The following is a 12,679-nucleotide window of genomic DNA, read 5'->3' as shown; positions in this document are numbered from 1 at the left end:
CTAGGCCGATGCTTTTAGCCGTCGATGATGTCGTCGTATTCGCGATGCTTCGCGATCCAGCCCTTGAGGAACTCGCAGCGGACCACCGCCTTGCGTCCGCTCGCCCGGATCAGCTCGAAGACGCCCTTCGCGAGCCGCGAGCCGATGCCCTGCCCGGCGAACTGCTCGGGCACCTCGGTATGGATCAGCACGAGCCGGTTGCCGTCCTGCCGGTAGGCGACGATGGCCGTGCCGCCGTCGAGCGACAGCTCGAACCGGTTCTGTTCGGGATTCTCGACGACGTCCATGGTCGGCTCCTCCAGATCAGCCTTGCGCTTCGGAGCGCCAGGGGTAGCTCCAGGTTTCGGTGAGCGCTTTGCCGCCGCTCCTTAGGAAGGCCCGCATCTCGGCCAGCTGGCCAGGCTCGACCACCACGTCGATGAAGGCGCGGAAACCCTTGGTCTTCTGGTTCGGCACAATGAAGGCGCGGTCGATCCGGCCATAGGCGATCGATGGCACGATCTCGACCTTTTCGGGCTGCTTGACGTGATAATCGAGGTCGCCACCGGCGAAATCGACAATGAAGCGCCGGGCGCCCTCCGTCACAGGCTCGCCCGAACCCAGCGCCTTTGGCTTGGCCTGGTAGGTGTTGATCACCCGGCCGCCCGGATGCAGATCGCTGGAATCGAGCATGGCGGTGAGCTTGTAGGCGAAGGAGAATTCGCGGCCGGGTTCGAGCGGTGTCTTCGGCGCCCAGAGCGCAACGATATTGTCGTTGGTCTCGTCCGCGGTCGCCATCTCGATCAGCTCGACGACGCCTTCGCCCCAGTCGCCCTGCGGCTCGATCCAGTAGGACGGGCGCAGCTCATAGGCGAGGTCGAGATCCTGATAATGCTCGAAGGTGCGGTCGCGCTGCATCAGGCCGAAGCCGCGGACATTGCGCTCGACGAAGGAGGAGACGGCCTGCTGCTTGGGATTGCGCAGCGGGCGCCAGATCCATTCGCCGCTGCCGGAATGGATCATCAGCCCGTCCGAATCGTGCAGTTCGCTGCGGAAGTCGTCGAAGAAGCGGCGGTCGTTCTCCCCCGTGAAGAACATCGAGGTCAGCGGCGCGAGTCCGAGCTTCTCGATCGGCACGCGCGGATAAAGTGTTGCCGCGACATCGATCACCGTGTCGAGATCGGGATAGATGGTGAAGCGGAAGGCGCCGGTCACCGAGGGGGAATCGAGCAGCGTGTGGATGATGACGCGCTCGGCATCGGCGGCAGGCTGCTCGATCCAGAATTCACGGAAGATCGGGAACTCTTCGCTCGCGGTGCCCGCGCCGATCGACAGCCCGCGTGCCGAGAGGCCGTAGCGCTGGCCGCGACCGAGCACGCGGAAATAGCTCGCGCCGATGAAAGAGATCAGCTCGTCGAAGACGCGGGGGTCGTTGAGAGGAAAGTGCAGGCGGAAGCCGGCGAAGCCGAGATTGACCGGCAAAGGCTTGTCGAACTTGACCTTGCCGTAATCGAATAGGTTGGCGGCATAGGGCACAGGGGTCGGCACGCCGTCGCGCACCACGTTCACCGTGACCGGCCGGGTGAACAGGAAGCCCGGATGGAACATCTGCATGCGGAAGGGCGAGCCGTTCTGCGCCAGCAGCGCCCGCTCCGGCCGGAAGCGGATGTCGCGCCAGGAATCGTAGTCGAGCTTCGCCAGCGCCTCGGGCAGGCTCGCGCTCGGCTCATAGGCGACGGCAGCGATCTCGCGTGCCCGGCGCTGCACGTCCTCGAAGCTGAAGCGCGGCTGCGGCGCCGCGTTCTGAGGAGGCGGCGTCTGCGGCTGACCTTGCGGCGGCGGTGTCTGAGGCCGCGGCTGCTGCGCCAAAAGGACGGAGGGCGCTGCCGAGAGGCAGAGCGCGGCTGAGAGTCCGCCCAAAACCCGGCGGCGATCTGTCGTGGTCATGCGTGGTCCGTCTTCCCCGTCGCGTCGGCTGCGCAAAATAGGCGGCAGCCAAGACTTAAGGCCATCAAATAGGGCCGGTCTAGGGCATCCGCCATTGACAGGAGATGAAGATATCGCAACCTTCGCGACCGGCCGGATGCGGCCAGCCGCTCGCGCCCTAAAGGGCAAGGTGAACGCATCCCTCAAGTCCCTGTCCTGATCCCGATCGACTCGTGGACGGATATCGGCAAGGCGAGCCCCGATCCCACCGTCCGCAGCGAGAAGGATCACGACGATGCGTAGCTTCCGCGATGCGAAGCTGATGGCGAAAAGCCTGCGCGAGACCATGGTCGCCAGGCAGGTGCCGCTTTCCCATTCCGAAGCGCTGGAAATCGTGGCGCGCCAGTTCGGCTATGACGACTGGAACGTGCTGGCGGCAAAGATCGGCGAGGCTGCGCCCGATGTGTCGGCCGCGGCGACGGATGAAGCGGTGCGCCTGCAGATGGGGATTCCCGTCCTCAGGATCTTCGACGAGGCCAAGGCGAAGCAATTCTATCTCGACTTCCTCGGCTTCTCGATGGACTGGGACCATCGCTTCGGGCCGGACATGCCGCTCTATATGCAGGTGTCGCGCTCCGGGCTGCAGCTCCATCTCTCGGAGCATCACGGCGACGCGAGCCCCGGCTCGACCGTCTTCGTCTGGATGCAGGGCGTCGACGCCTATCGCGCCGAGCTGATCGGCAAGCGCTATTCCTATTCGCGGCCGGGCATTCAGGAGGACGGGCCGGGTGGCCGGACGCTTGAAGTGCCGGACCCGTTCGGCAACCGGATCCGCTTCTGCGAGAAGCGCGACTAACCCATAGCCAGCGAAGCGGTTTCGGCCGTGAACCCGCTCTGGCCCGGGTGCGGATCGGCCCTGCAAAAAAATGCGGCTCCGGGCTCACAAAACACTTGTAGTCGGGAGTCGCGGTCCGTATATCGCCTTCACCCAATTCGCACGTGCCTGTGGCCGCGTGCTGGTCGGTGGGCATTCGGACAAGAGGCCGGACAGCCGCCAGGGGTTGGAGGACGGATGGAGGGGATGGACATCCCTCAAATCACGCCTCCCAGTCTCCGCAAGGAGATTGTTCCCCGACACAGACCAGCAGCCGGAGGCAAAACCGGCGAACCCCGAATCTCCACGGGGGACGCAGCTTAAAGCAACGACGGAGCGGGCTTTTTTGGTCTCGCCGGCTTTCCACAGGCCGGCACCGAAGAGGCTTGTCCTTCATTGCCGGCCGTGCGGGGTTTTCCCCAATCGAACGGTGTTTCGGGTCCGGACGTTTCGTCCGCTGTAGCAGGCGTCTCCACAGCGCCTTGCGACCGCGAACGACTCATTCCGGCGATACATCGCATCGACGCCGCTTGCGTCGTAGGGGAGTCGCGTCTCATGACCGACCGCATCCGTGAGTTTCTTCGCACCCGACGTGAGGACGGGCCCTGCGTCGTCATCGACACCGATGTCGTGCGCGAGAATTATCATGCCTTCGCCCGTGCGCTGCCCGACACCCGCGTCTTCTACGCGGTGAAGGCGAACCCGGCGGCGGAGGTGCTTGCCCTGCTGGCCAAGCTCGGCTCCTGCTTCGACTGCGCTTCGGTCGTCGAGATCGAGCTCGCGCTGGCTGCCGGCGCTACCGCCGACCGCATCTCCTTCGGCAACACCATCAAGAAGGAGCGCGACGTCGCGCGCGCCATGGAGCTCGGCGTGCGCCTCTTCGCCGTCGACTGCACGGCCGAAGTCGAGAAGGTCGCCCGTTCCGCCGAGAAGACCGGCACGAAGGATGCGCGCATTTTCTGCCGCATCCTCTGCGACGGCGCCGGCGCCGACTGGCCTCTTTCGCGCAAGTTCGGCTGCGTGCCCGAAATGGCCGCGGACGTGCTCGAGCACGGCCATCGCCTCGGCCTGCTGGCCTATGGCATCTCGTTCCACGTCGGCTCGCAGCAGGCGAATGTGAATGCCTGGGATTCCGCCCTGGCCTCGGCCTCGGCGATCTTCAAGGAATGCGCTACCCGTGGCATCTCGCTGTCGATGGTCAACCTCGGCGGCGGCTTCCCGGCGCGCTACCTGAAGCCGATTCCGGGCGTGCCGTCCTATGGCGACGCGATCTTCCGGGCGCTGTCGAAGCATTTCGGCAACCAGCTGCCCGAGACGATCATCGAGCCGGGCCGCGGGATGGTCGGTGAGGCCGGCCTGATCGAGGCCGAGGTCGTGCTGATCTCGAAGAAGGCCGAGTCGGACGAGGTCCGCTGGGTCTATCTCGACATCGGCAAGTTCAACGGTCTCGCCGAGACCATGGACGAGGCGATCCGCTACCCCATCCGCACGACGCGCGATGGCGATGCGACCGTCCCATGCGTGCTCGCCGGTCCGACCTGCGACTCGGTCGACGTCATGTACGAGAAGACCCCGTACATGCTGCCCTTCTCGCTGGAGATCGGCGACAAGGTGCTGATCGAGGGCACGGGCGCCTATACGACGACCTATTCGGCCGTCGCCTTCAATGGCTTCCCGCCGCTGAAGCAGTACGTCATCTGACGTCGGAAGGAGCGCGAGCTCCTTCCTCAACTATCGGGTCCGGCGAAGCGCCCTGTCTGAGACGGCAGGCTGCCCGGTCAAACGGGCGGAGCGTTCGTATCTCCAGAACGGAGATGCGGGCGTGGCTCCCGCCGGACCCCCTTCCACACAACCCATCCGCTTGTGGCCGCGCTCGCGCGGCGCCGGGAAGGTCTGCGTGAAAGCAGGCGCTCCGGCAGGAGGTGCGTCATGATCACGATCCGCGACGAGCTCGCCACCGACATTCCCGCCCGCGAGGCGCTGCTCGACCGTTGCCTCGGCGAGCGCCGCACCGCCAAGTCCAGCGAGCGCCTGCGCGAGGGCCGTCTGCCGGCCGAGGGCCTGGCCCTGACCGCCGAACGCGACGGCGAACTGCTGGCGACCGTCCGGCTCTGGCATGTGGAGGCCAATGGCGTGCCGGCGCTGCTGCTCGGCCCGCTGGCGGTCAAGCCCGAGCTGCAGGGCGAAGGGCTGGGCAAGGCGATGATGCGCGAGGCGCTCTGGCGCGCCGCCTGCCGCGGGCACGGCGCCGTCATCCTTGTCGGCGACGCGCCCTACTACGCCCGCTTCGGCTTCGATCCGGCGCTGACGCGCGGGCTCGCCATGCCCGGCCCGGTCGAGCGCGAGCGCTTCCTCGCCATCGAGCTGCGCGATGGCGCGCTCGACAGTGCAAGCGGCGTGCTGGTCGCCACTGGCGTTGCCATTCCCGCGGCCTTCGAAGTGCAAGAGGTGGCGCAGGCCGCCTGACGCTTCAGACATTCGTCATCGCGCCGTCATCGCCCGGCGCTTTCCATGCGCTCACCCGCGTGGAAGGCGTCCCAGGCGATTGACGGCGCGATTTTGCGCTCATACGACCCTTTCGACCTTTTTATCCCCAGAACCCAGGAGTTACAGAGAATGACGAATTGGCCCGTCTACGGCGAGATCACCGGCCCGATCGTGATGATCGGCTTCGGCTCGATCGGCCGCGGTACGCTGCCGCTGCTCGAACGGCACTTCAAGTTCGACAAGAGCCGCTTCGTCGTCATTGCTCCAGATGATTCCAACCGCCATCTCCTCGACGAGCGTGGCATCCGCTTCATCCAGGAAGCGCTGACGCCGGCTAACTACAAGGAAATCCTGGAGCCGCTGCTGACCGCCGGCGGCGGGCAGGGCTTCTGCGTGAACCTGTCCTGCGACACCGGCTCGCGCGACCTGATGGAGTTCGCCTCCAGCCTCGGCGCGCTCTATATCGATACGGTCAACGAACCCTGGCTCGGCTTCTATTTCGACGACAGCAAGGGGCCGGCCGAGCGCTCGAACTATGCGCTGCGCGAGATGACGCTTGCCGCCAAGCGAGCGCGGCCGGCCGGCACGCCGACGGCGGTCTCCTGCTGCGGCGCCAACCCCGGCATGGTCTCCTCGCTGGTGAAGCGGGCGTTGACGAACCTCGCCGCCGACATGCGCCTCAATGCGACGCAGCCGATCACCCGCGAGGAATGGGCGGCGCTGATGCACCGCGTCGGCGTCAAGGGCATCCACATCGCCGAGCGCGACACGCAGCGCTCGCGGAACCCGAAGCCGCCGAACGTCTTCGTCAACACCTGGTCTGTCGAGGGCTTCATCGCCGAGGCCGTTCAGCCGGCCGAGCTCGGCTGGGGCACCCACGAGAAGTGGATGCCGGCGAATGCCCATGGTCACGAGACAGGCTCGCAAGCGGCGATCTATCTGATGCAGGCCGGCGCCGAGACCAAGGTCCGCAGTTGGTGCCCGACACCGGGCGCGCAGTACGGCTTCCTGGTCACGCATAACGAGTCGATTTCGATCGCGGATTATTTCACCGTGCGCGACGAGACCGGCAAGGCGACCTACCGGCCGACCTGCCATTACGCCTACCACCCGGCGAACGATGCCGTGCTCTCGCTGCACGAGATGTTCGGCAATGCCGGCCGGCCGCAGGAGGAGCACCACATCCTCGAGGAGAAGGAGGTCGTCGACGGCATCGATGAGCTCGGCGTGCTGCTCTACGGCCACGACAAGGGCGCCTACTGGTTCGGCTCGCAGCTCTCGACCGAGGAGGCGCGTTCGCTCGCGCCCTATCAGACCGCGACCGGCCTGCAGGTCACCTCTTCCGTGCTGGCCGGCATGGTCTGGGCGCTGGAGAACCCGCGCGCCGGCATCGTCGAGGTCGAGGAGCTCGATTACAATCGCTGCCTCGAGATCCAGCAGCCTTATCTCGGGCCGGTGAAGGGCTACTACACCGACTGGACGCCGCTCGATGGCCGCCCGGGCCTGTTCCCGGAGGATATCGATACCAGCGATCCCTGGCAGTTCCGGAACATCCTGGTTCGCTGAGGAACCGAAACGGGCGCTACGGCGCCCGTTTCACTGTGACGCCGGCGAGCAACGCCGCGCCCGCCAGGAAGAAGACGATCAGGACGGCAAGCCCGGCACGCTGGCTGGAGAAGGCGCTTGTCGCCAGCGCGACCAGCGTCGGGCCCATAAAGGACGTGACCTTGCCTGACAGGGCGAACAGCCCGAAGAACTCGCCGATGCGGCCGGGTGGAGCGAGCCGCGCCATCAGGCTGCGCGAAGCGGCCTGCAATGGTCCGGCAACGAGGCCGATCAGCAAGCCGAGGCCGAGATAGACCCGCTCCGGCAGCGTTGCGTAGAGCCCGTCGCCGGGTGCGTGCGGGGCGGCCGGGATCACGAACAGGATATGGTCTGCACTGAGCGAGAGGATGCCCAGGCAGGCAAAGAGCAGGCAGGCGATCGAGCCCAGAATCACCGGCTTGCCGCCGATGGTGTCGTCGAGCTTGCCGCCGAGCCAGGCGCCAAGCGTGCCGGTGACGGTGAGCAGTATCCCGAAGATGCCGAGCTCGATGGTCTGCCAGCCGAAGACGCCGGCCGCATAGATGCCGCCGAAGGCGAAGAGGGCGACCAGCGCATCCTGGTAGATCATGTTGGCGAGCAGGAAGCGGCCGAGCGAAGGCAGCTTCGGCAACTCGGCCAGCGTAGCCTTCAGCCGCCCGACGCCGCCTTTTGCCGCTTCGGCGAGGCTCAGGCCCGTCTTGCTGGAATCCGGCGTGAACAGGAACATCGGCGTGACGAAGACCACGAACCATAGTGCGGTGAGCGGGCCGGAGAAGCGGTCGCCCTCGCGCGCGGCCGCATCGAGCCCTAAGATCGGCGCGATGCCCGCCAGCGTCTTGCCGGTCTGAGGTTCCGCCGCGAGAAGGCCGAGCGTGATCGCGAGCGACAAGAGCCCGCCGAGATAGCCGATGGCCCAGCCGGTTCCGGAGAGCCAGCCGAGGCGCTCCGGTGGCACCAGCCGCGTCATCATCGCGTTGTTGAAGGTGGTGGCGAACTCCGCGCCGACCGTCGCGACGATGAAGCCGGCGAGCGCGATCGGCACCGCCGAAGCCGAGCCCGGCACGGCGAACCAGAGCATGGCCGAGCCGATGACGAGCAGCGCGCCGAAAGCCGCGATCCAGGGCTTGCGCGGCCCGGTCCTGTCCGCGATGCCGCCGAGCAGGGGCGAGAGCAGGGCGATGCAGAAGCCGGCAAAGCCGGTGGCATAGCCCCAGAGGGCCTGGCCGGCGGCCGCATCCTTCGCGAGCGCCGAGGCGAAGAAGGGCGCGAAGACGAAGGTGGTGATCAGCGTGAAGAAGGGCTGCGCCGCCCAGTCGAAGAACAGCCACGCCGTGACCGCGCTGCGCGGCGGCCAAACTTTCGGCGGGGCTTCGGCGGGCGGCGTGGATACGGTCACTGCAGGGTGGTGTCCGGATCACTGCCGCCGCGGGCAAGCTCGATCTCGGTGATCGCGACCAGTACCTCGGCCCGGTCCTTCAGCGTCCGCGCCTCGAGCAGGGCCTGCTTTTCCCGCGGTCCGAACGGACACATCATCGAGAGCGCGTTGACCAGGGCCTCGTTCGGCGCCTCGTTGACGCCCTTCCAGTCGATCTTGAGGTCGTTCGCCTTGGCGAAGTCTTTGAGCGCCTTGAGCAGGCCCTTGCGGTCGACTTCCTCTTCGCCGGTACGGGCGACAAAATCGGCGGCGAAGGGCTGGTAGTCGACCCGTGCCTGCCGATAGGCCGTGGTGACCGACAGTTCGTCCAGCAGCCGGAACCGGCTGATCCCGGTCAGGGTGACGATGTAGCGCCCGTCGCCGGTCTCTGCGAGCTGGGTGATGCGGCCCAGGCAGCCGACCTTGAGCAACGGAGGGATCTCCGGCTGGCGGCCAACCTCGGGCTCGGGCTGGATCATCCCGATGACGCGCTCGCCTTTCAGCGCGTCGTCGATCATGGCGAGATAGCGCGGCTCGAAGATGTTGAGCGGCATCTGGCCGCGCGGCAGGAGCAGCGCGCCGCTCAAGGGGAAGAGCGGGATCACCTCAGGGCAATCCCCGGCCCCCTCATAGACGGCGTTCATGCCCATGCGCGGTTCCGTCCTCTCGGCGGTCAGGAGAACAACAGGGTCGACAGCTTGCGGCGGCCGGTAACGCTTGCATCGTCCATCGGGCCCCAGGCCTCGAAGAGCTGGAGCAGCTGCTTGCGTGCACCGTCGTCGTTCCACTTCCTGTCGGCCTTGATGATGGCGATCAGATGGTCGACCGCGTCGTCGCGTCTGTCACGGGCATTGAGCGCCAGCGCCAGGTCGAAACGCGCCTGGTGATCCTTCGGATCGGCAGCGACCTTTGCCTCGAGCTCCGCCGTGTCGCCGAGGGAGGCAGCCTGCTCGGCGAGCTCGATCGCGGCGCGCAAGGCCGTGATGGCCGGGTCGCCGGCCTTGTCCTGCGGCGTCATGGCGAGGATGCCTTTGGCGCCTTCGGTATCGCCGGTGTCGAGGTGCAGCCGTGCCAGCCCCGCGATGGCGGCGAGGTTGTCGGGCTCGGCCTGGAGCACGCCGGCATAGAGCTCGCTCGCGCCGGCCGGGTCGCCCGCCTCGGCGGCGGCCTGCGCGGCCGCAATCAGTTCCTCCGTCGCGCCGGGGCCCATCGGGCCGACCAGGCGTTCGATGAAGGCCTTCACCTGGCTTTCCGGCTGGGCGCCCATGAAGCCGTCGATCGGCTGGCCCTGCTTGAAGGCGATGACGGCGGGGATCGACTGGATGCCGAGCTGGCCGGGGATCTGCGGGTGTTCGTCGATGTTCATCTTGACGAGCTTGACCTTGCCGCCGGCGGCCTTGACGACCTTCTCAATGACAGGGGTAAGCTGCTTGCAAGGGCCGCACCAGGGGGCCCAGAAATCGATCAGCACCGGCTGCTTCATCGATTCAGCGATGACGTCCTGGCGGAAGGCCTGCGTCGTGGTGTCTTTGATCAGGCCGGATTGCTCGGCCGCCTCGCCATTGACCAGCATGGGTCGCCCTTCGTGATGCTTCGTAGAGGCGCCGGCGCGCCGATGCGGCCGCCTGCGCAGTCGCCCCATAGATGGGGAGCTTTAGCTGTTCTGTCCATCGGGTGGGACGGGCAAATCGACGATCAGCGGCTCATGGCCGGTCTGCCTGAGGAAGGCGAGGAAATCGTCGCGCCCGACCCTGAGCGTGGCCGTATTGATCAGCGGGTGGAAGTTGACGTCCTCGCCCGTCACCAGATTGGCGTCGAGCACCATGGTGACGTCGCCGGCGCGGTCGTTGATCACGGCGAAGGCGGTGACCGAGCCCGGCGTGACGCCGAGTTTCTCCAGCAGCAGCTCGGCCGACCCGAAGGAGAGCCTGCCGCTGGCGCCGATCCGCTCATGCAGGCGCTTGAGATCGATCCGGGCATCGGCCTCGGCCGAGACGAGGAACAGCCGCCCCTTCTTGTCCTTCAGGAACAGGTTCTTGGTGTGCAGGCCCTGCAGCGGCTCACGATGAACAGTCGATTCGGCGACGGTGAAGACCGCGGGATGGTCCATCCGATGGAAGGCGATGCCGCGCGCGGAGAGATGTTCGCAGAGCTGTTCGGGAGTGACGGGCGTGTTCATCGTGGGGAGGCCGGTGATCGCAAGCGTCGGAATCGGTCTGGCATGGCACGTTTCCACCACGTCGGCCGGGGAAAGCGTGCCATTCGCGATGCCTAACCTCACCTTGCGCAGACGGCAAGATGTCGCGTCAGAGAGCGGGTTATCAACGGCCGGCAAAAAACTTTCGTCAGGTGCTTGCACTCCGCCGCGCTTTGGGGCAATAACCCGACCGCGCCGCCACGGCGCCGCTGTCTCGGATGCGGGTGTAGCTCAGGGGTAGAGCACAACCTTGCCAAGGTTGGGGTCGAGGGTTCGAATCCCTTCGCCCGCTCCAGACAATCTCAAGGCTTGAGAAGCATGCAAGCGTCGGATCTTCCGGCGCTTTTTGCTTTTTGGCGCGGCGCGCCGAGGACGTGCGAAACGATCCGCGCCTGTATTGATGACGAGCCGCAGGTATTCCACCCCGCAGATCGATACGGCGAGCGCCACGTCCAGGCGTCTGCGCCAGCTCTATTGTCGCTGGCGCAGACGAGTCCGGGTTCAGATGCCTCTGATCAAGCCGCCGTCGATACGGATCTTCGCGCCCGTCACATAGCTTGCCCGCTCGCTGGCGAGGAATGTGACCACATCGGCGAATTCCTGCGGTTTGCCATAGCGTCCGGCGGGGATCGTCGCCATCGAGGCCTGTGCCACCGCGTCGCGCGTGCCGCCGCTGCGGGCGGCCGCGGCATCGTCGAGCTGGTCGACGCGCTCGGTGTGGATGCGGCCGGGCAGGACGACATTGACCGTCACGCCGCTGCCCGCAACCTCCGAAGCCAGCGTCTTCGACCAGCCGATCACGGCGGCGCGGATGCCGTTGGAGAGGGCGAGACGCGGGATCGGCTGCTCGACACCGGAGGAGGCGATGGTGACGATGCGGCCCCAGCCGCGCTCCGTCATGCCGGGCAGGAGCTGCTGCGCCAGATGGAAGAGATTGGCTGCCATGCCCTCGAAGTGCTTCAGCCAGTCGCCGCGCTTGGCGTCGCGCGCCTCGCCGGGCGGCGGGCCGCCGGAGTTGCCGATCAGGATGTCGACGCCGCCTTCCGCGACGAGACGCTCGGCAAGGGCATCGACCGAGGCGAGATCGGCAAGGTCCAGTTTCGCGGCGCTGACGCGGCCGCGCTGGTCCGCCGGCAGAGCGGCGATCCAGCTTTCCGTGACATCGGTGCTGCGGGCGGCGGCGATGACGGTCGCGCCTTCAGTGGCGAGCGCCTGCGCGATCGCGGCGCCGAGTCCGCGGCTCGCGCCCAATACGAGCGCGCGCTTTCCAACAAGTCCCAGATCCATCAGCCGATCTCCTTGAGGCGCCGCTCCTGCCGCGCGATGAGGCGTTCGATATCGGCGATGTCGGCCCTGGACAACGCCCCGCCCGGCTTGCGCAGGGTGGCGGAGGCGATGGCGCCGCGCTTCGCCAGGATGTGCTTGCGGATGGCGAGGCCGAGGCCGGGCTGCTGCTCGTAGCGGGCGAGCGGCAGATAGGCGTCGAAGAGATCATGCGCGCGCTCGACATTGCCGGCGGCATGGGCCTTCCAGACATCGACCATCATCTCGGGATAGGCGAAGCCGGTCATGGCGCCGTCGGCGCCGCGCGAAAGTTCTTCCGGCAGGAACATGCCGCCATTGCCGACGAGGATCGAGATGCGGCGGCCGCCATTGTCGCTCGCCGCGCGCAGCGCCGAGATCTTGGCGAGGCCCGGCCAGTCCTCGTGCTTGAGCATGACGCAGCTCGGATGGGCGGCGACGATCTTCAGGATCACGGCCGGGGTGATCTGCACCTGGGTGACCAGCGGGAAATCCTGCAGCACGAAGGGCGTCTTCGGCCCCAGCGTCTCCGCCGCCATCGCATAATAGGAGACGATCTGGTCGTCGGTCCGCAGGTTGGAGGGCGGGGCGACCATGACGCCGGCGGCGCCATCACCCATCACGCTCTCGCTGAGCTCGCGCATCGCGGCGAAGCCCGGCGCTGAGACGCCCGCGACGACGGGCACGCGCCCCTGCACGCGCGCCAGCACGCGGCGCACGAAGATACGGGATTCGTCCGCCGTCAGCTTGGGCGCCTCGCCCATCATGCCGAGGACGGTGAGGCCGGTCGCGCCCTTCTCCAGGTAGAAATCGACCATCCGGTCGGTGCTTTCGAGATCGAGCGCGCCGGTGTCTGTGAAGGGCGTCACCGCGATGACGTAGACACCCCCAGCGGTTTCATCGAGCAGAGCCATGA

Annotated in this window: 12 protein-coding genes and 1 tRNA gene; 5 read left to right on the top strand and 8 right to left on the bottom strand. The window is 66.8% G+C overall.

Going from position 1 to position 12,679, the window contains the following annotated elements; translation table 11 throughout:
• Positions 1-14: 14 nt before the first annotated feature.
• Positions 15-287, bottom strand: a complete 273-nt coding sequence (locus AB4Z10_RS05540; RefSeq protein ID WP_441469375.1) for a GNAT family N-acetyltransferase — start codon at positions 285-287, stop codon at positions 15-17.
• A 16-nt stretch (positions 288-303) separates the two neighbouring features.
• A complete protein-coding gene (locus AB4Z10_RS05535; protein WP_441469374.1) occupies positions 304-1,926 on the bottom strand; it encodes an OpgD/OpgG family glucan biosynthesis protein in 1,623 nt (540 codons plus the stop codon).
• 274 nt (positions 1,927-2,200) lie between these two features.
• Here AB4Z10_RS05535 and AB4Z10_RS05530 point away from each other — a divergent pair, with 274 nt between their 5' ends.
• From AB4Z10_RS05530 to AB4Z10_RS05515, 4 genes are all read left to right on the top strand, one after another.
• Positions 2,201-2,761 carry a glyoxalase superfamily protein gene (locus tag AB4Z10_RS05530; RefSeq protein ID WP_441469373.1) on the top strand — a complete coding sequence of 187 codons (561 nt, stop codon included), beginning with the start codon at positions 2,201-2,203 and terminating at the stop codon, positions 2,759-2,761.
• Positions 2,762-3,334: 573 nt separating this feature from the next.
• Positions 3,335-4,480, top strand: coding sequence for a type III PLP-dependent enzyme (locus AB4Z10_RS05525; protein WP_441469372.1), 1,146 nt, complete (start codon positions 3,335-3,337; stop codon positions 4,478-4,480).
• 228 nt (positions 4,481-4,708) lie between these two features.
• Positions 4,709-5,245, top strand: a complete 537-nt coding sequence (locus AB4Z10_RS05520; RefSeq protein ID WP_441469371.1) for a GNAT family N-acetyltransferase — start codon at positions 4,709-4,711, stop codon at positions 5,243-5,245.
• A 150-nt stretch (positions 5,246-5,395) separates the two neighbouring features.
• Positions 5,396-6,832: a homospermidine synthase gene (locus AB4Z10_RS05515; protein WP_441469370.1), complete on the top strand. Its 1,437-nt coding sequence runs from the start codon at positions 5,396-5,398 to the stop codon at positions 6,830-6,832.
• A 16-nt stretch (positions 6,833-6,848) separates the two neighbouring features.
• On the opposite strand, the gene AB4Z10_RS05510 is transcribed toward AB4Z10_RS05515, so the two are convergent.
• From AB4Z10_RS05510 to AB4Z10_RS05495, 4 genes are all read right to left on the bottom strand, one after another.
• Positions 6,849-8,246, bottom strand: a complete 1,398-nt coding sequence (locus AB4Z10_RS05510; protein WP_441469369.1) for an MFS transporter — start codon at positions 8,244-8,246, stop codon at positions 6,849-6,851.
• Positions 8,243-8,914, bottom strand: coding sequence for an LON peptidase substrate-binding domain-containing protein (locus AB4Z10_RS05505; RefSeq protein ID WP_441469368.1), 672 nt, complete (start codon positions 8,912-8,914; stop codon positions 8,243-8,245). The genes AB4Z10_RS05510 and AB4Z10_RS05505 overlap by 4 nt, the downstream gene beginning before the upstream one ends.
• Before the next feature lie 23 nt (positions 8,915-8,937).
• Positions 8,938-9,837 carry a thioredoxin gene (trxA, locus tag AB4Z10_RS05500; protein WP_441469367.1) on the bottom strand — a complete coding sequence of 300 codons (900 nt, stop codon included), beginning with the start codon at positions 9,835-9,837 and terminating at the stop codon, positions 8,938-8,940.
• Positions 9,838-9,918: 81 nt separating this feature from the next.
• Positions 9,919-10,443, bottom strand: coding sequence for a prolyl-tRNA synthetase associated domain-containing protein (locus tag AB4Z10_RS05495; protein WP_441469366.1), 525 nt, complete (start codon positions 10,441-10,443; stop codon positions 9,919-9,921).
• 238 nt (positions 10,444-10,681) lie between these two features.
• On the opposite strand from AB4Z10_RS05495, the gene AB4Z10_RS05490 reads away from it, so the two are divergent.
• Positions 10,682-10,756, top strand: a tRNA-Gly gene (locus AB4Z10_RS05490).
• 206 nt (positions 10,757-10,962) lie between these two features.
• On the opposite strand, the gene AB4Z10_RS05485 is transcribed toward AB4Z10_RS05490, so the two are convergent.
• Together AB4Z10_RS05485 and AB4Z10_RS05480 are read right to left on the bottom strand one after the other, a co-directional pair.
• Positions 10,963-11,748 carry an SDR family oxidoreductase gene (locus AB4Z10_RS05485; RefSeq protein ID WP_441469365.1) on the bottom strand — a complete coding sequence of 262 codons (786 nt, stop codon included), beginning with the start codon at positions 11,746-11,748 and terminating at the stop codon, positions 10,963-10,965.
• Positions 11,748-12,677: a dihydrodipicolinate synthase family protein gene (locus tag AB4Z10_RS05480; protein WP_441469364.1), complete on the bottom strand. Its 930-nt coding sequence runs from the start codon at positions 12,675-12,677 to the stop codon at positions 11,748-11,750. Before AB4Z10_RS05480 ends, AB4Z10_RS05485 begins: the two co-directional genes overlap by 1 nt.
• Positions 12,678-12,679 lie beyond the last annotated feature (2 nt).

This window comes from Allobosea sp. RAF48 (genome assembly GCF_052114025.1).
Lineage (GTDB): Bacteria > Pseudomonadota > Alphaproteobacteria > Rhizobiales > Beijerinckiaceae > Allobosea.
Note: the sequence above shows the minus strand (reverse complement) of the source record. Positions and strands in the feature narration are given on the sequence as shown.

Coding starts and splice junctions, on each gene's coding strand:
- AB4Z10_RS05495 (WP_441469366.1), bottom strand. CDS start 10,443: ATGAACACGCCCGTCACTCCCGAACAGCTCTGCGAACATCTCTCCGCG.
- AB4Z10_RS05525 (WP_441469372.1), top strand. CDS start 3,335: ATGACCGACCGCATCCGTGAGTTTCTTCGCACCCGACGTGAGGACGGG.
- AB4Z10_RS05535 (WP_441469374.1), bottom strand. CDS start 1,926: ATGACCACGACAGATCGCCGCCGGGTTTTGGGCGGACTCTCAGCCGCG.
- AB4Z10_RS05480 (WP_441469364.1), bottom strand. CDS start 12,677: ATGGCTCTGCTCGATGAAACCGCTGGGGGTGTCTACGTCATCGCGGTG.
- AB4Z10_RS05485 (WP_441469365.1), bottom strand. CDS start 11,748: ATGGATCTGGGACTTGTTGGAAAGCGCGCGCTCGTATTGGGCGCGAGC.
- AB4Z10_RS05515 (WP_441469370.1), top strand. CDS start 5,396: ATGACGAATTGGCCCGTCTACGGCGAGATCACCGGCCCGATCGTGATG.
- trxA (WP_441469367.1), bottom strand. CDS start 9,837: ATGCTGGTCAATGGCGAGGCGGCCGAGCAATCCGGCCTGATCAAAGAC.
- AB4Z10_RS05540 (WP_441469375.1), bottom strand. CDS start 287: ATGGACGTCGTCGAGAATCCCGAACAGAACCGGTTCGAGCTGTCGCTC.
- AB4Z10_RS05505 (WP_441469368.1), bottom strand. CDS start 8,914: ATGGGCATGAACGCCGTCTATGAGGGGGCCGGGGATTGCCCTGAGGTG.
- AB4Z10_RS05520 (WP_441469371.1), top strand. CDS start 4,709: ATGATCACGATCCGCGACGAGCTCGCCACCGACATTCCCGCCCGCGAG.
- AB4Z10_RS05530 (WP_441469373.1), top strand. CDS start 2,201: ATGCGTAGCTTCCGCGATGCGAAGCTGATGGCGAAAAGCCTGCGCGAG.